Below are 15,518 nucleotides of genomic sequence, written 5' to 3' on the forward strand. Positions count from 1 at the left end.
GAAGGCGGCGTAATCCGGCGATCAACAGCCACAGAGACCGTTCCGCGCTGGTCAAAACCCCGCTGGCTTGGCACAGTCGGGCAAACAGGAGTCTTTCATGGCAAAGAAGCCATCGGCGCATGCGACAAAACCCAAACCGTGGACCGAGATGGCGACACATCTGGTCGATGTCGCCATGGGGCGCAAACCGGCCGATCTCGTCGTCCGCAACGGCCGCTGGGTGAATGTCCATTCGGGCGAGATCATCGCCGGCACCGACATCGCCATTGCCGGCGGGCGCTTCGCCTATTGCGGGCCGAACGCCAGCCATGCCATCGGCCAGGGCACCAAGGTGGTCGACGCCGGCGGGCGTTATCTGGTGCCCGGCCTCTGCGACGCGCACATGCATGTCGAAAGCGGCATGGTGACGGTGACTGAGTTCTGCCGGGCGGTCATTCCGCACGGCACCACTTCGATGTTCATCGACCCGCACGAGATCGCCAATGTGCTCGGCCTGCCCGGCGTGCGGCTGATGCATGACGAGGCCGTCGCCATGCCCATCAACGTTCATGTGCAGATGCCGTCCTGCGTGCCTTCAGCGCCGGGGCTCGAACATGCCGGCGCCGAGCTGACGGTCGCCGATGTGGCGGAAGCGATGACCTGGGAGAACATTATCGGCCTGGGCGAGGTGATGAACTTTCCCGGCGTCGTCGCCAATGATCCGGTGATGTCGGGCGAGATTGCCGCGACGGTGAAAGCGGGAAAAACGGTCGGCGGTCACTACGCCTCGCGCGATCTCGGTCTGCCGTTCCATGGCTATGTCGCCGGTGGCCCCGAGGACGATCATGAGGGCACGCGCGCCGAGGACGCCATCGCCCGGGTGCGCCAGGGCATGAAGGCGATGCTGCGGCTGGGCTCGGCCTGGTACGATGTCGCCTTACAGATCAAGGCGGTGACGGAAAGCGGCATCGATCCGCGCAACTTCATCCTGTGCACCGACGACAGCCATTCCGGCACGCTGGTCCAGGAAGGCCATATGGACCGCGTGGTGCGCCACGCCATCCAACAGGGGTTGAAGCCGGTGACCGCGATCCAGATGGCAACGCTGAACACCGCCCAGCATTTCAAACTGGAGCGCGAGATCGGCTCGATTGCACCGGGGCGGCTGGCCGACCTGCTGATCGTCTCGGATCTCGCCGCGATGACCATCGACGAGGTCTACGCGCGGGGCGTCAGGCTGGCCAAGGGCGGCAAGCTCGAAATCGACATTCCGGCCTATGACTATCCCCGCACGGCGAAGAACACCGTCAAGCTCGGCAAGAAGCTCAAGGCTGGCGACTTCGACATCGCCGCCCCCAAGGGCGCCAATGAAGTCAGGGTGCGCGTCATCGGCGTCATCGAGAACCAGGCGCCGACGCGCGCGCTGGAGGCCGATCTGCCGGTCGAGGACGGACTGGTCGCCATGGATCGCCGCAACGACATCTGCCAGATCGCGCTGGTCGAGCGCCATAGGGGCACGGGCGGCGTCACCAACGCCTTCGTCTCCGGCTTCGGCTATATGGGCGACTGCGCCATGGCGTCCAGCGTCGCGCATGACGCCCATCACATCATCTGCGTCGGCACCAACAAGCAGGACATGGCGCTGGCCGTAAACCGTCTGGGCGAGGTCGGCGGCGGCGTCGTGCTGTTCTCCAAGGGCAAGGAACTGGCGCTGGTCGAAATGCCGATCGCAGGCCTGATGTCGGACGAGCGGGCCGAAATCGTCGCGGCCAAGGCCGAGAAACTGACCGAGGCGATGCGCAAGATGGGCTGTTCGCTGAACAACGCCTACATGCAGCACTCACTGCTGGCGCTGGTCGTCATCCCTGAACTCAGGATTTCCGATGTCGGCCTGATCGACGTGACGACGTTCCAGAAAGTCGATCTGTTCGTATAAACTTTCTCGGATTATGCGAGCCCGCCGTAGCTCTGAATGGGTTTCCGTAAGCGGAATTAGAAGAGATAATTTTCAACGAAAGACCCCACAATTCCGACGACAATAGATCCATGGAGGGCAATGTAAGCGCACAAATCGTTTCTATTTTCTATTTTTCGCCACCGCTGCGTATTCTTATCAAAAGGATTGAAATAAACCAGAATCGCAACGCCAGTTCCGCCAAATATCCACATCGAGTACGGCATGAGATAAAATCCTTCACCCGCCGGTGGCGATGGTCAGAACCTTGAACGGCGTGGTGATGACGATCTCGGCGACCGAGCCGACCGCCTTGCCGAGGCCCTGGCCGAGATTGTTGAGCTGTGTCGGGTCGGGTTCGTCCGAGGCGAGGCCCGCCGGCGCCCGCAACCGGTCGCCGAGCAGTTGCACCAGCATCGGGTTGTCGGCGAATTTGGCGTGGTTGAGGCGGTCGCCGCCCTTGGCCTGGGAAAGATCGACCACCGACACGCCGTAGCTGGCGAGGTCGGCCGCGTTGCCGTAGTCGCCGACGCGCGGCTTGTCGCCCGAGATCAGCGAGGAGAGCTTGAGAGCCCGGTCATCCGCCGAGAGCAGGATGGCGAACGGCTTGTCGGGTTTGCCGTAGCGGATCATCTGCTTCTTGAAGACGTCAACGTCGATGTCGGGCGAGGCCAGGATGACATAGCCGAGCTTGCCGCCGAGATCGCGATCGCCGGTGATGGCAAGCTGGCGCAGCGCCTCCATGGTCACCCAGGTTCCCATCGAATGGGCGATGATGTCGATGCTCTTGACCTTCGTTTTGGCCAGCATCCTGAGCGTCGCTTCGAGGTCGTCGCGCGCCGCGTTGGCGCTTTCCTTGTCGTAGATGTAGCCCGTGGTCTTGCCGCTCGAAGCCCATGAGAACAGCACCGGCGTGCCGGGATATTTCGTGTCGTGGGCGATCTGCGTCAGCCGGTAGATGCCGTCATCGAAGCCGTTGTTGAAACCGTGCACGAAAACCAGCGCACGATCGCCGCGCATGGCGATGTCGGCGCCGACCGCCTTGGCGAATTGCGGCGCGCCTTCGTAGAAGGTCACGTCCTTGGCGGTGAAATCCTTGGCCGGATTGCTGTTTGCGGATCCCTTGACCCGTTCGATGGCGCCGACCTGATGGCTTTTCGGAACGGTGACGTCGACACGGGCAAAGCTGGTGGTCAGCGAGCGATCGCCGTCGAACACCTGTCGCGGTTCCTTGGTTGCCTTCTGGCGGGTCGTGGCGACGAAGATCTCATGCGTGGCCGCAATGTCGGACGCGGGCACCGAGACCGTCGTCCTGTTGAGCAGGTCATGCGTGTTCCCGCCGGCGCAGCCGGTGACGGCGAGCGCGAAAGCAACGACGAGGTAACTCTTCGAACGCACGGTCACACGCCGGCTCCCGCAAAGGGGGACGTCAAACGCATGACGTCGCTGGCTATTCCGATAAAGCCAGAGACCGGCGCGGTCCAGTTCAAAGTGAATCGATACGTCCGCAATGGTGAACAGGCACGGCGAAAACCGCGGGACCGCATCTATTGCCCAAGCAGGCTGATGCGGTCTGTCACGTCACGGTCGCTGGCAAAGCCGTCATCCTCGCGCAGTCGCTGGCCGATCATCTTCACCAGCGCCGGATTGTCGGCGAATTTCGTATGGTTGAAGCTGTCGCTCCCCTTGACCTTGGAGAGGTCGACGACCGTCACGCCGTAGGAGGCAAGATCGGCGGCATCCTTGTAGTCGCCGACGCGCGGCCGTGAGCCGGCGATCAGGCCGGAGAGCCTTAGCGCCCGATCGTCGTCGGACAACAGCAGGATGAACGGCTTGTCGGGCTTGCCGTAGCGCCGCATCTGGCTCTTGAACACGTCGACATCGATGTCGGGCGAGGCCAGCACCACGTCGCCGAGCTTGCCGCCGAGATCGCGGTCGCCGGTGATGGCCATCTGGCGCAGCGTTTCCATGGTGACCCAGGTTCCGAGCGAATGCGCGACGATGTCGATGCGCCGCGCGCCCGACTGCTCCAGCATCCTGAGCGTCACTTCCAGCTGGTCGCGGGCAGCACTGGCGCTTTCCTTGTCATAGACATAGTCGGTGGTCCTGGCGCCCGATGCCCAGGAAAACAGCACAGGCGTGCCGGGATAGCCGGAATCATGGACGATCTGGGTCAGGCGATAGACGGCGGCGTCGAAGCCGGTGTTGTAGCCATGCACGAAGACCATGACGCGGCCGCCACGCGCCGCGATGTCGGCGTTGAGCGCGCTGGAGAATTTCGGCTGTGTGTCGTAGCCGACGACTTCGGAAGCCATGAAATATTTCGCCGGGTCGTCCGACCTGCCGCGCGAGCGCCGCTCGATCTGGCCGGTCTTGTGGAGCCCCGGAACGGTGACGTTGACGCGGGCGTAGTTCAGCGTCGCCGAGCGTTCGCCATCGAAAACCTTGTTGGGATCGTCGGATTTCTTGCGCGTCGTGGCGATGAAGATGCTGTGGTTGCCGGCGATCTCCGTCACCGGAGCGGACACCATGGTGCTACCCAGCAGTTCCTGTGTTTGCGAGCCGGCGCAGCCGGCGACGAACAAGGCTAGGACAACGGTAAAGATCTTCTTCAAAGGCACGCCTGAAATTCCAACTCCGGCCGAAAGGCCTGTCTACCCCCGCGACACCTCCCGGACAGGGAGAGTGCGGCAGAACTAAGTCGTGTCCAGTCGAAATGTGATCAGCGCCCGATTACAGCCATCGCAGTGTTGCGCGAAAGCCAAAATGGCGGGAGAAACGCCGGAATGTTGGAGAAGGGCAGCACCTCCGGCTTGAGGCGGATGCCGAGCACATCCTTCATGAAGCCGCGCCGCGCCTCTATGCGGCTCCAAGCCTCGGGATAGCGCGCCGCGATCTCCTCGCGCAACCTCTCGTCGGCAAGCGCGATGCCGTCCTCGATGTTGGTGGTGAAGTAGTCGCTGCCGGTCGCTGGAATGATGTCGACCTGCAGCGCCATGCCCGATCTCAGCTCGATGTCGGAGCCGGAAAACACCGGAGAATGCATCCACTCGTCGATGTGGACGAGATGGCCGGGATTGAGTGAGACGCCAAAGAACGGGTCGCCTATGCGATCATGCACCGCCTTCCACAGCGTGCCGCCGGTGGTGCCGATGCCGATCGCTTCGTACCAGTCGACGACGGCGGCAAAATAGGGTGCGACCAGTCTTTCGACATAGTCGCGGATGCCAGGGGCAAGTTCGGATGTATCCTCGGCGAGGAAGCCGGCACGCGCATTGAGCGCACCCTGGATGCCATAGGCCATGGTAATCGGGTCGCCGCGCTTGATGACATCGAGGCGAGGGCTCGGCAGGCCATAGGCTGCGCGCTTTCCCGCCGACAGCATCGGGTGACAGCCATGCGGCAAGCCGTTCATGCCCATCAGCCGGGCCGCCTGCAGTTCGGTCATGCCGGGCTCGATGCCTTGCAGGACATTGCGCAGCCCCTGCGAGGTGAAGGTCGCGGCGAACTCGAAGGCGGCCAGCTGGTCGGCTTCGTTGATGGCGCGCAAGCCGTCAGTGGGGTTCATCAGCAGATTGGCGGCATTCACAACCGCGCCCTTGTCGCCAACCAGCGTGCGCAGCGTGTCGGCGATGAAGGACGGCAGGTCGAGCGTCGTTTCGTTGAACCCTGCATCGCCGGCGCCAAACGGCTTCCAGCCGATGGCGCCGATCCTCTGGCCGGGTTTCAGGCCGCAATCGGCAAGGATGTCGGAAAGCGCGTCCGAGCGGTCGCGCGGCTGCGCCGGCAGTGAGAAGGTCTGGTAGAGGACGCGTTCGTACGGCCCGTCGCAGAGTTCGGCATAGCCCCAGCCCTCATTGCCGACGAGAAGCCATGGCTGCCTGCCGGGAACGATGACCAGCAGCGTTTCCTCGAAGCGCGGATCATAGCCTGAGAGGTAGGCGACATTGGCTGCGTGTTCGCGGTCGCCATAGACGGCGAAGGCATCGAGGCCGGCCCTGGCGCCCGCTGCCATGAGCGCCTCGATGCGCTTTTCGTGGGTGGTGCGCGCAACGAGCGGCATGATCGTCGGCTCGCCGAATTCCGGCAAGGACATGGATTTCAGGCCAACCGATGCCACAGGCATGAACAAACGCCTCCAAGTGCTTGCAAGGATTCTGCGAATGCCCGTTGCGGAAGGGCATGAATGGCCGGACAATGGCGTCGCGGGGCCGGATATGCAATAGGCGGGACCGCTGCGCGGTCCGATCAATGATAGAGGCCCGCAGGCGACAATCGGCGCGAGGTGGTTTTCCAATGAACAGTTTTTCTTCCCGCGTCGCTGCCGCTGCCGCCGCGATCCGCCAGATATTCCCGGAAACGCCGCTGCAGGAAAACGACTATCTGTCGAAAAAGACCGGTGCTCGGGTGCTGCTCAAGCGTGAGGACTTGTCGCCGGTGCGTTCCTACAAGATTCGCGGCGCCTTCAATTTCTTCCGCAAGACGCTCGCTGCCGGCAACGAGGCCGAATTGTTCGTCTGCGCTTCCGCCGGCAACCATGCGCAAGGCTTTGCTTTCGTCTGCCGCCATTTCGGCAGACGAGGCGTTGTATTCATGCCGGTGACGACGCCGCAGCAGAAGATCGACAAGACCAGGCTGTTCGGCGGCGATTTCATCGAGATCAGGCTGGTCGGCGATTTCTTCGACGACTGCTACCGCGCCGCCTTCGAATTCACCGAGAGTTCCGGTGCTCATATGGTGCCGCCCTTCGACCACAAGGACATCATCGAGGGGCAGGCGACCGTCGCCTATGAGATCGCGGACCAGATGCCAGGCGCCCGCATGCCCGACATCATCATGCTGCCGGTTGGCGGCGGCGGGCTTGCCGCCGGCGTCACCCATTATTTCGCCGATCAGGGCCGGGAAGCGCGCTTCGTCTTCTGCGAGCCGGCGGGTGCGCCAAGCCTGCGCGAGAGCCTCGCCGCGGGAAAACGGCTCAAGCTCGCCAAGGTCGACAATTTCGTCGACGGCGCGGCGGTGGCCGAGATCGGCCGCGAGCCGTTGCGGCATCTCAGGGATTTTCCAGCCGACACGGTGCGGCTGATCCCGGAAAACCGGCTCTGCGCCACCATGATCGAGATGCTCAATGTCGAGGGCGTCGTGCTGGAGCCGGCCGGCGCGCTGGCGATCGATGCGCTCAAGGATTTTTCGAAGAAGGAGATCAGGGGCAAGACCATCGTTGCCGTGGTTTCGGGCGGCAATTTCGATTTCGAGCGGCTGCCGGACGTCAAGGAACGGGCGCTGCGCTTCGAGGGGCTGAAGAAATACTTCATCATTCGCTTCCCGCAGCGGCCAGGCGCGCTGCGCGACTTCCTCGAACTGCTCGGGCCCGACGACGACATCGCCCGTTTCGAATATCTGAAAAAATCGGCACGCAATTTCGGTTCGGTGCTGATCGGCATCGAAACCAAGGACCGCCGCAATTTCGATTTGCTCAAGGCGAATTTCGAGGCCGAGGGCGTCCAGTATCAGGACATCACCGACAACGAGACATTGGCCGGGTTCATCATATGAGCGGTGCCGTAAAAATCTTCGTCGCGCTGTTTTCCGGAATCAATGTCGGCGGCAACCGCATCGTCAAGATGGCGGAGCTGCGGTCGTTCTTCGAGGATCTCGGCTTTTCCGATGTCGCCACCTATGTGCAGAGCGGCAATGCCGTGTTCCGGGCGAAGAAGGGCGACGCGGTGACGCTGACGAAGCAGCTCGAAGCAGCCTTCGAGAAGAAATGGGGTTTCCATTCGCGCATCATGGTGCGCGATCTCTCATGGTTCGAGCGGTTGGTAAGCGAAAATCCCTATCCGGAAGTTGCCGCGGACCACACGAAGCTGCACGCCTATGTGCTGGAACGCGAACCGACCGCCGATGAGGCGGCGCGGCTGGCCGAAAAGTGCACCGGCCCCGAACGCTTCGAGATCAAGGGCGATGTGCTCTACCTCAGCGCGCCGGACGGGCTGGGCAAATCGGTGTTTGCCGGGCTCATCCCGCGCACGCTGAAAGTGCCGGGCACCGCGCGCAACTGGCGCTCGGTGCTGGCGCTGCTGGAGATGGCCGCTCAGGCCGGTGGGAAATAGGGTACTTACGTTGCCGGAACGGGCTTCCAGTCGAAAGTCAGTTCTTCGCGGAAAGCAAAGCGCTTGATGTGATCGGCGACGACGCTTTCCAGGCGCTCGAGCGATCCGCCCTCGTCAGTCGTCACCGCGATATGTAGCGCATTCGCGTCTGCGTCCAGAATTGTGCGGCCCATTGAGAGATCGATGGTGCCATGGGTGGGATCGAATTCGACGGGGAATTTGTGCGCCCAGTGTTTGCACAGCTGCTGCAGATAGCGGCTGGCATGTTCGGTGGCGACATCGGCATGGCTGGTCGGCATGAACTCTCCTGGGCAAGCGCCTGTTTAGCCGGACAGATAGGCACCGTTCCGGAAAAACCAAACGGTGCCAAGCCTGTCAGCCGAGCATTATCCGCTCAAGATAGCGTGATTGACTACCAGCTTCCGGTGTTTGCCATCGAAGCCCATGGTTCGGCCTTGGCCTTGGCCGGGCCTTTCTGCAGAAGCTCGATCGAAATACCGTCCGGCGACCTGATGAAGGCCATGTTGCCGTCGCGCGGCGGCCGGTTGATGATGACGCCATTGTCCATCAGATGCTGGCAGGTGGCGTAGATGTCGTCGACCTCATAGGCGAGGTGGCCGAAATTGCGCCCGCCCTTGTAGTCTTCCGGATCCCAATTGTAGGTCAGTTCGACCAGCGGCGCCTTGTCGGCGATGCCGCTTTGCTCGTCTTCGGAGGCAGCGAGGAAGATCAGCGTGAAGCGGCCTTGCTCGTTTTCGTAGCGGCGCACCTCCTTGAGGCCGAGCTTGTTGCAGTAGAAATCAAGCGAGGCATCGACGTCGGCGACGCGGACCATGGTGTGCAGATAGCGCATGTGATTTCCTCGATAAATTGCGTTGCGGTGCAACATAGGGTCGGCCCTGTCAAAGGGCAATCATGCGGCACTGCGCAATGCCGGCAAAGAACAAATCCGGTATTCCCCCAAATGAACCGTGAAAAAAGGCACGGCAGGTCTTGCACACACCGGAAGCCGCGGTGTTAATCTGGTGTCAAGAATCAGTTGCGGTGTTCTTGAAACAAGGGGGCATTCTTATGGGGGAAAAGGCCTCTTTGACGGGGCGGGACGGAACCCTTGGCGACGCCTTGCAGCGTGACGAAGGCGGCGACGCCTCTGATCTGCTCGAGGTAGCCGGCGCCATCAAGTGGTTCGATGTGGCCAAGGGCTATGGTTTCATCCTCCCGGATGACGGCATCTCGGGCGATATCCTCCTCCATGTGACATGTCTTCGAAAGGACGGCTTTCAGACGGCCCTGGAGGGCGCGCGCGTGGTCTGTCTCGTCAAGCATGGCGACCGCGGATTGCAGGCCTTTCGGGTGCTCTCCATGGATCTCACCACCGCAGTCCATCCGGCCGAGATGCAGGAGCAGCGTACCCATATCGCGGTGACCCCGGAGAGCGGCCTCGAACGCGCCTTGGTGAAATGGTTCAACCGCACAAAGGGGTTTGGTTTTCTCACCCGCGGCGAGGGCACCGAGGACATCTTCGTCCACATGGAGACCTTGCGCCGTTACGGCATCACCGAGCTTCGGCCCGGGCAGGTCGTGCTGGTTCGTTTCGGACGCGGTGACAAAGGCCTTATGGCCGCCGAAATTCACCCCGATATGGGGACCTTGCCGGTCTCGCACTAGGACGATTTCCGGCCGAGGATCTCGAATGGCTTACAGGAACTGGCTGACTGCGGGCGTGATGTGCGTCGCAATCGCCGTCGTCGCTGCTGCCGGTGGTTATTTCTATTCCGAAAAGCCGACCTCGGCGGACAGCCGGGCGATGATCCTTCCGGCCGATCCGGCGCCGTTGGTCGTGGTGACGAAAGGCGGCGATCGCTCCTTTTCCATTGAAGTCGCCGACACCGCCGCTGAGCGCGAGGCCGGCTTGATGTATCGCCAGGACATGGCGGACAACCATGGCATGCTGTTCGTCTTCGAGGTCCAGCAGCAGGTTGGCTTCTGGATGCACAACACGCCGATGCCGCTCGATCTGGTCTTTGTCGGCCAGGACGGCAAGATCCGGGCGGTCAAGCATGGCGAGCCGCAATCCGACGCCGTTATTTCGCCCGGTGTACCGGTGCGTTTCGTGCTCGAACTCAAGGCTGGCACTGCCGCCAGGAACGGCATCGAGTATGGCGACCTTTTGCGCCATCCGGCCGTGGGCACCGCATCCGGCCCCGGCATGCCGCCAGCCGACAATGGCGATGCGCCCAATGGCGGTGGTGGTTGAGCACGGGGGCGGGATCGCAGATGCAGTTTTTCACCCATGACGGCTTCGACCTTGCCTTCCTCGACCGCCAGCCGGCATCGGGCGAGGGCGATCCGGTGCTCATGATCCACGGCTTTGCCTCGAGCCATTATGTCAACTGGGTATCGCCCGGCTGGTTCAAGACGCTGAACGATGCCGGCTACCGCGCCATTGCCTTCGACAATCGCGGCCACGGCTCGTCGTCCAAGAGCTATGAGGAGGCCGACTATACGCCGGTCAAGATGGCTGGGGATGCCGCCGCCTTGCTCGGCCATCTCGGCATCGGGCGTGCCCATGTCATGGGCTATTCGATGGGCGCCCGAATCGCGGCGTTCATGGCACTGTCCGATCCGGACAAGGTAGCGACGCTGGTCTTCGGCGGCCTTGGCATCGGCATGATCGATGGCGTCGGCGATTGGGATCCCATTGCAGCCGCCCTGCTTGCCGACGATCCGGCCGCGACCAGCCATCCGCGCGGCCGGTCGTTTCGCGCCTTCGCCGACCAGACCCGCAGCGATCGCCGTGCCTTGGCCGCTTGTATCGCCAAATCGCGGGAATTGCTGAGCGAGCAGGACATTGCCCGCATTGCCCAGCCGACGCTGGTCGCCGTCGGCACGACGGACGACATTGGCAGCTCGCCCGATGAACTTGCGGCGTTGATGCCGAACGCCAGGGCCTTTCACATCGAGGGCCGTGACCATATGCTGGCCGTTGGGGACAAGACCTTCAAGCAGCGCGTGCTGGAGTTCTATGCCGAAAATCCGCTCTGAGCGGACGGCGAGGGGGGCGGGCAACAGTGGCACAATGGGGACGAAGCACGGCCGCCGTGCCGGGCGCGGTGGCGCAAGGCAGGCTCGGCAAACGTTCGGTTATACTGGCATTGTTGGCGTTTGCGGCCGGGGTACTTGCGATAACCATCCTGGTGGCGATGCCAAGTGACGCCTCGAAACTTGCGCAGAACATCGCAACGGGCTTGTTCATGGCGGTGTTTCTGCTCGCCGCTCCGCTGGCGCATATCACCGGCGCGATTTTTGGCGTGATGGCGCTGGTGCGTTCGAACGACAGCCGCGCGCTTGGCGTTCTGGGGATCATCCTCAACGGGCTGTCGGTGATGGCGGGGCTCGCTCTCCTGGTGGCAATGGCGTCGACGATAGGTGCTTTTACCTGATCTTGCGCCATCCCGGCTTGCCGTGGGTCGCGACAATGCTGGGTCAGTCCGGCGCCCTTGCTGCTTGAACCGACTTCGCCATCACGCACAGCAGCTCGAACATCATCGTCGCGCCGGCGAGCGCCGTCATTCCACCGAAGTCGAAAGGCGGCGCCACCTCCACGACGTCGGCGCCGACAATATTCAATCCGTCGAGCAGGCGAACCATCTCCTGGGCCTCGCGGGTTGTGAAGCCGCCTAGCTCGGGCGTACCAGTCCCGGGGGCCATCGATGGGTCGATGCAGTCGATGTCGAAGGTCACATAGATGGGCGTGTTTCCGACGATGCTGCGCGCCTCTTCCATGATGCTGGCCGCGCCCCGCCTGACGAACTCCTCCATGTAGATGATGCGGATGCCCTGGGCGACCGCCCAGTCATGTTCGCCGGGTTCGTATATCGAGCCGCGGATGCCGATCTGGACGATGCGCTTGGGATCGAGCAGCCCCTCTTCGATGGCGCGGCGGAATGGCGTGCCATGCGTATAGGGGTTGTCGCCGAAATAGCGGTCATTGGTGTCGGAATGCGCGTCGAAATGGATCATGCCGACGGGCGCCTTGCGGGCAACGGCGCGCAGCACCGGCAACGTCGTCAGATGATCGCCGCCCGCGGCAAGCGGAATGGCGCCCGCCGCGACGATCGCCGCGATGCCGTCCTCGATGCGCTTCAGTCCGTCCAGCAGGTTGATCGGATTGACCGAGAGATCGCCGACATCGGCGACATTGGCGATGCTGAATGGCTCGGTCCCCGAGACGTGATGGGCGCGCCGCATCAGGCTCGACTGGTTGCGGATCTCGCGCGGGCCATGCCGTGCACCGGCGCGATTGGTGGTGCCACCATCCCACGGTATGCCGACGAGCGCGATGTCGAGCCCCTCCGCGCTTGCCACAGCCGGCAGTCTCATGAAGGTCGAAAGTCCGGCGAAACGAGGAACGGCGGAAGCGTCAATCGGCTGGAAGAAATTGCTGCTCATGGTGTCGGCACCTCAGAAGAATTCACGTTTGACGATTTCCGCAATGCGGGTCTCGCAGTCGTCGAGCAGCCACCGGCCCTTTTCCGCCGATGAGCCCTCGGTCAAAGACAGCACGCCGGACGGCGGTACTTCCTCCGCCGGCTTGGGATAGCGGTCGTAGGGCCTGAATTGCGCGGGGCCGTCATGCAGCGCCTTGCCGAGATCGACGAGTTCGGGGCGCAGCGCCATCATCATCGAGGTTTCGATGACACTCGCATGTTCGAGCTCGATGCCGGGGTAGCCGTCGGGGAAGACCTTCGCCAGCGTTTCGGCGCGCACCATTTCCCAATGGTCGATGCGCAGGATCGTCAGATCCGCCGCACGCTCGCGGCCAATGGCATCGAGCGCCAGTTCAATGCCCTCGATCGACGGGCCGATGTTCTCGTAGTGGCCGTTGAGCACAACGATGCGCCGGACCTTCTGGCGATAGAGATCGCAGATCACATCCTTGACCAGCAGCGAAAATGTATGCGCCGTGATGTTGATCGTGCCGGGGAAGGCCGGGCCGCCGCCTGTTCTTGGCTGCGAGCGGTTGCCATAGGCGATGGTCGGCGCGACGAGGCCACCGACCTGCTTCGCCACCTTCTCGGCGATGGCGGTCGGGATGATGACATCGACATTCATCGCCATGTGGTGGCCGTGCTGTTCGGTCGCGCCGAGCGGCAGGAAGATGGGCGCGCCGGCGGCGATCCGCTTCTCGGCTTCGGGCCATGGCAGTTCAGCGAGGAAAACTCGGTCTTTCATGGTCATCTCATTTCAAAGCATCGCCGCGCCACCATTGGCGCCCAGGCATTGTCCGGTGAAGAAGGTCGCGCCGGGGCCGGCAAGGAAGACCACCGCGGAGGCGATTTCATCCGGCCGGCCGATCCGCCCCAACGGGTGTGTCGTTTCCAGCGCGCGCTGGCTCTCGCTCAGCGCCTCGAAGCCGAGAAGCGGCGTGTCGGTCGGCCCCGGCGCCACGGCGTTGACCAGGATGCGAGGGGCAAGCTCGCGCGCCCAGGAGCGGGTCAGGCCGAGCAATGCCGCCTTGGTCGCGCAATAGACCGAGGCGCCGGACCGGCCGAGATAGGCGAGTTCGGAAGCGATGTTGACGATGCGGCCGCCATCGGGAAGGTGCGGCAGGACTTCCCGTGCCACGATGATGGCGCCGCGCACATTGACGGCAAACATGCGGTCGACATGGTCGAGCGAAATCACGCCAAGCGGTGCTTCCTGGAGGATGCCGGCATTGTTGACCAGGATGTCATAGCCGCCGATCCGTTGCGCGCCCTGCTTGACTGCGGCAATGATGTCGGCCTCGCTGGCAAGGTCGCAGGCAAGGATCGGGATATCGCCTTCGGATGCCTTGAGATCGAACCCGAGAACTATGGCCCCGGCGTCCCGCAAGGCGAGCGCGGTCGCGCGGCCGATGCCGCTGGCCGCACCGGTGACCAGCGCGCGTTTTCCGTGCAGTGGAGTTACCAAGGCACTTCTCCCCTGTCGACGCCGAGCGACTGCCCGGTGATGTTGGCCGCGAGATCCGACGCCAGGAACAGGTAGGTGCCGGCCATGTCGGCCGGCTCCATCAGGCCGGGCAGGGCCTGCGCGCCGACGATGTCTTCGAGCAGTGCTGCTTCGCTGACCGCGCCTTGTTCGGCCATGCGGCCAAGCGAGCGCATCGATGCTTCCGTGCGGACCCATCCGGGGCAGACTGCATTGACGCGGATGCCCTTCGATCCAAGTTCCTTGGCCCAGGTTTTCGTCAGGCCGATGATGGCGTGCTTGGAGGCGACATAGGCGCCGAACCGCGCTTCGGCGACGCGGCCCCAGATCGACGCGGTGTTGATGATCGAAGCGCCCGCCTGCATGCGCGGCAAGGCGCGCGCGGTGACCAGCGCCGTGCCGATGATGTTGATCTCGATGATGCGCCGGAAGGCAGCTTCGGCCTCGTCGCTGCTGTCGGTGATCGGCGTCATTAGCTCGAGGCCGGCATTGTTGATGAGCACGTCGATCCGGGAGATCGGTTCGAGTGCCGCCCTGACGGCCTCGCGGTCGGCGATGTCGGCCTCCATGCCGGTGGCGCCCAATTCGCGGGTCCGTTCGTGCACGGCCGCGTCGTTGGCAATGAGGTGCAGGCTGGCGCCGGCCTTGGCGAAGCCCTTGGCGATGCCGAGCCCGATGCCGCGGCTCGCTCCGGTGATCACGATCGTCTTTCCGGAAAAGGAGAGGCTCATACGACCACTCCGGTTTCGTTGCGGATCAGATGCAGGACCTTGTTGCGCAGCTCGAAGAATTTCTGGGTTTCGCGAATCTCCAGCGGCCGGTCCGGGCCAAGCTCTGTCGCCACGTCGATATCGGCGACAATCGAGGCCGGACGACGCGAGAACAGGATGATCCGGTCGGCGAGAAATACCGCTTCTTCCACGTCGTGGGTGACGAAGATGATGGTCTTTTCCTCGCGGATCTGGATCTGCCGCAGCTCGACCTGAAGCCGCTCGCGCGTCAGCGCGTCGAGGGCGCCGAAGGGCTCGTCCATCAACAGCACGTCCGAGCCCGCGGCGAGCGTGCGGGCTATGGCCACGCGCTGGCGCATGCCTCCCGAGATCCGGTTTGGATAGGAGTCGGCAAAGTCGGCGAGCCCGAACAGCTTGAGATAGTGGCTGATACGCTCGGCCCTTTCGGTTGCGCCGAGGTCCTTCCTGTAGCGCATGCCGAAGGCGATGTTGTTTTTGACGGTCAGCCAGGGAAACGACGAATAGGACTGGAACACCATGCCGCGCCGACGGTCCGGCCTGACGACCTTTTCCCCGCCGAGTAGGATCGAGCCCGAGCTCGGCTGGTCGAGGCCGCCGACCAAGCGCATCAAGGTGGTCTTGCCGCAGCCCGACGGGCCGAGGAAGACGACCAGCGAATTGCGGTCGAGGCCAAGGCTGGTCTTTCGCACGACATCGATGGGGCCGAAGGACTTGGCCGTGTCGACGAATTGAACATATCCGGTCATGTCA

Annotated in this window: 17 protein-coding genes; 7 read left to right on the forward strand and 10 right to left on the reverse strand. The window is 63.1% G+C overall.

All coding sequences use genetic code 11. The annotated features are described in order from the left end of the window. Positions 1 to 97: 97 nt before the first annotated feature. On the forward strand, positions 98 to 1,915 hold the full coding sequence (gene ade / locus ACFOJ9_RS14085; RefSeq protein WP_378979410.1) for an adenine deaminase: 1,818 nt from the start codon (positions 98 to 100) through the stop codon (positions 1,913 to 1,915). 258 nt (positions 1,916 to 2,173) lie between these two features. Here ade and ACFOJ9_RS14090 read toward each other — a convergent pair whose 3' ends face one another. The 3 genes from ACFOJ9_RS14090 to ACFOJ9_RS14100 form a co-directional block, all read right to left on the reverse strand. Next, the gene (locus tag ACFOJ9_RS14090; protein ID WP_378979411.1) at positions 2,174 to 3,337 is read right to left on the reverse strand and encodes an alpha/beta hydrolase; all 1,164 of its coding nucleotides are present in this window, start codon (positions 3,335 to 3,337) and stop codon (positions 2,174 to 2,176) included. A gap of 143 nt (positions 3,338 to 3,480) precedes the next feature. Continuing rightward, on the reverse strand, positions 3,481 to 4,554 hold the full coding sequence (locus tag ACFOJ9_RS14095) for an alpha/beta hydrolase (protein WP_378979412.1): 1,074 nt from the start codon (positions 4,552 to 4,554) through the stop codon (positions 3,481 to 3,483). 101 nt (positions 4,555 to 4,655) lie between these two features. Beyond that, a complete protein-coding gene (locus tag ACFOJ9_RS14100; protein ID WP_378979413.1) occupies positions 4,656 to 6,059 on the reverse strand; it encodes an aminopeptidase P family N-terminal domain-containing protein in 1,404 nt (467 codons plus the stop codon). A gap of 170 nt (positions 6,060 to 6,229) precedes the next feature. On the opposite strand from ACFOJ9_RS14100, the gene ilvA reads away from it, so the two are divergent. Next, positions 6,230 to 7,486: a threonine ammonia-lyase IlvA gene (gene ilvA, locus ACFOJ9_RS14105; protein ID WP_378979414.1), complete on the forward strand. Its 1,257-nt coding sequence runs from the start codon at positions 6,230 to 6,232 to the stop codon at positions 7,484 to 7,486. Next, positions 7,483 to 8,043 carry a DUF1697 domain-containing protein gene (locus tag ACFOJ9_RS14110; protein WP_378979415.1) on the forward strand — a complete coding sequence of 187 codons (561 nt, stop codon included), beginning with the start codon at positions 7,483 to 7,485 and terminating at the stop codon, positions 8,041 to 8,043. Before ilvA ends, ACFOJ9_RS14110 begins: the two co-directional genes overlap by 4 nt. A 5-nt stretch (positions 8,044 to 8,048) precedes the next feature. On the opposite strand, the gene ACFOJ9_RS14115 is transcribed toward ACFOJ9_RS14110, so the two are convergent. Further along, a complete protein-coding gene (locus ACFOJ9_RS14115) occupies positions 8,049 to 8,342 on the reverse strand; it encodes a DUF2218 domain-containing protein (protein ID WP_378979416.1) in 294 nt (97 codons plus the stop codon). A gap of 113 nt (positions 8,343 to 8,455) precedes the next feature. After that, the gene (locus tag ACFOJ9_RS14120; protein ID WP_109671723.1) at positions 8,456 to 8,896 is read right to left on the reverse strand and encodes a VOC family protein; all 441 of its coding nucleotides are present in this window, start codon (positions 8,894 to 8,896) and stop codon (positions 8,456 to 8,458) included. A gap of 218 nt (positions 8,897 to 9,114) precedes the next feature. Here ACFOJ9_RS14120 and ACFOJ9_RS14125 point away from each other — a divergent pair, with 218 nt between their 5' ends. Genes ACFOJ9_RS14125 through ACFOJ9_RS14140 form a run of 4 tightly spaced genes read left to right on the forward strand, consistent with a single transcriptional unit; the run spans position 9,115 to position 11,486 of the window. Then, on the forward strand, positions 9,115 to 9,711 hold the full coding sequence (locus tag ACFOJ9_RS14125; RefSeq protein WP_378979417.1) for a cold-shock protein: 597 nt from the start codon (positions 9,115 to 9,117) through the stop codon (positions 9,709 to 9,711). 25 nt (positions 9,712 to 9,736) lie between these two features. Beyond that, positions 9,737 to 10,300, forward strand: a complete 564-nt coding sequence (locus ACFOJ9_RS14130; protein ID WP_378979418.1) for a DUF192 domain-containing protein — start codon at positions 9,737 to 9,739, stop codon at positions 10,298 to 10,300. A gap of 20 nt (positions 10,301 to 10,320) precedes the next feature. Further along, entirely contained in the window at positions 10,321 to 11,088 is a 768-nt protein-coding gene (locus ACFOJ9_RS14135) for an alpha/beta fold hydrolase (protein WP_378979419.1), read from the forward strand. A gap of 56 nt (positions 11,089 to 11,144) precedes the next feature. Next, positions 11,145 to 11,486 carry a hypothetical protein gene (locus ACFOJ9_RS14140; protein ID WP_378979420.1) on the forward strand — a complete coding sequence of 114 codons (342 nt, stop codon included), beginning with the start codon at positions 11,145 to 11,147 and terminating at the stop codon, positions 11,484 to 11,486. Positions 11,487 to 11,529: 43 nt separating this feature from the next. Here ACFOJ9_RS14140 and speB read toward each other — a convergent pair whose 3' ends face one another. The 5 genes from speB to ACFOJ9_RS14165 are packed head-to-tail and all read right to left on the reverse strand — an operon-like array spanning position 11,530 to position 15,514. Then, positions 11,530 to 12,495 carry an agmatinase gene (gene speB / locus ACFOJ9_RS14145; protein ID WP_378979421.1) on the reverse strand — a complete coding sequence of 322 codons (966 nt, stop codon included), beginning with the start codon at positions 12,493 to 12,495 and terminating at the stop codon, positions 11,530 to 11,532. Between the two features lie 12 nt (positions 12,496 to 12,507). Continuing rightward, positions 12,508 to 13,278 (reverse strand): creatininase, encoded by a 771-nt coding sequence (locus ACFOJ9_RS14150; RefSeq protein WP_378979422.1) that lies wholly within the window; start codon positions 13,276 to 13,278, stop codon positions 12,508 to 12,510. Between the two features lie 12 nt (positions 13,279 to 13,290). After that, a complete protein-coding gene (locus tag ACFOJ9_RS14155; RefSeq protein WP_378979423.1) occupies positions 13,291 to 13,998 on the reverse strand; it encodes an SDR family NAD(P)-dependent oxidoreductase in 708 nt (235 codons plus the stop codon). Continuing rightward, positions 13,992 to 14,747 carry an SDR family NAD(P)-dependent oxidoreductase gene (locus ACFOJ9_RS14160; RefSeq protein ID WP_378979424.1) on the reverse strand — a complete coding sequence of 252 codons (756 nt, stop codon included), beginning with the start codon at positions 14,745 to 14,747 and terminating at the stop codon, positions 13,992 to 13,994. The genes ACFOJ9_RS14155 and ACFOJ9_RS14160 overlap by 7 nt, the downstream gene beginning before the upstream one ends. Further along, positions 14,744 to 15,514: an ABC transporter ATP-binding protein gene (locus ACFOJ9_RS14165; protein ID WP_378979425.1), complete on the reverse strand. Its 771-nt coding sequence runs from the start codon at positions 15,512 to 15,514 to the stop codon at positions 14,744 to 14,746. Before ACFOJ9_RS14165 ends, ACFOJ9_RS14160 begins: the two co-directional genes overlap by 4 nt. Between the last annotated feature and the right edge of the window lie 4 nt (positions 15,515 to 15,518).

The organism is Mesorhizobium cantuariense, assembly GCF_042647205.1.
Taxonomy (GTDB): domain Bacteria; phylum Pseudomonadota; class Alphaproteobacteria; order Rhizobiales; family Rhizobiaceae; genus Mesorhizobium; species Mesorhizobium cantuariense.

Bases quoted from the DNA above. Each gene is read 5' to 3' on its own strand.
- ade (WP_378979410.1), top strand. From the start codon at position 98: ATGGCAAAGAAGCCATCGGCGCATGCGACAAAACCCAAACCGTGGACC.
- ACFOJ9_RS14100 (WP_378979413.1), bottom strand. From the start codon at position 6,059: ATGCCTGTGGCATCGGTTGGCCTGAAATCCATGTCCTTGCCGGAATTC.
- ilvA (WP_378979414.1), top strand. From the start codon at position 6,230: ATGAACAGTTTTTCTTCCCGCGTCGCTGCCGCTGCCGCCGCGATCCGC.
- ACFOJ9_RS14110 (WP_378979415.1), top strand. From the start codon at position 7,483: ATGAGCGGTGCCGTAAAAATCTTCGTCGCGCTGTTTTCCGGAATCAAT.
- ACFOJ9_RS14115 (WP_378979416.1), bottom strand. From the start codon at position 8,342: ATGCCGACCAGCCATGCCGATGTCGCCACCGAACATGCCAGCCGCTAT.
- ACFOJ9_RS14120 (WP_109671723.1), bottom strand. From the start codon at position 8,896: ATGCGCTATCTGCACACCATGGTCCGCGTCGCCGACGTCGATGCCTCG.
- ACFOJ9_RS14125 (WP_378979417.1), top strand. From the start codon at position 9,115: ATGGGGGAAAAGGCCTCTTTGACGGGGCGGGACGGAACCCTTGGCGAC.
- ACFOJ9_RS14130 (WP_378979418.1), top strand. From the start codon at position 9,737: ATGGCTTACAGGAACTGGCTGACTGCGGGCGTGATGTGCGTCGCAATC.
- ACFOJ9_RS14135 (WP_378979419.1), top strand. From the start codon at position 10,321: ATGCAGTTTTTCACCCATGACGGCTTCGACCTTGCCTTCCTCGACCGC.
- speB (WP_378979421.1), bottom strand. From the start codon at position 12,495: ATGAGCAGCAATTTCTTCCAGCCGATTGACGCTTCCGCCGTTCCTCGT.
- ACFOJ9_RS14150 (WP_378979422.1), bottom strand. From the start codon at position 13,278: ATGAAAGACCGAGTTTTCCTCGCTGAACTGCCATGGCCCGAAGCCGAG.
- ACFOJ9_RS14160 (WP_378979424.1), bottom strand. From the start codon at position 14,747: ATGAGCCTCTCCTTTTCCGGAAAGACGATCGTGATCACCGGAGCGAGC.
- ACFOJ9_RS14165 (WP_378979425.1), bottom strand. From the start codon at position 15,514: ATGACCGGATATGTTCAATTCGTCGACACGGCCAAGTCCTTCGGCCCC.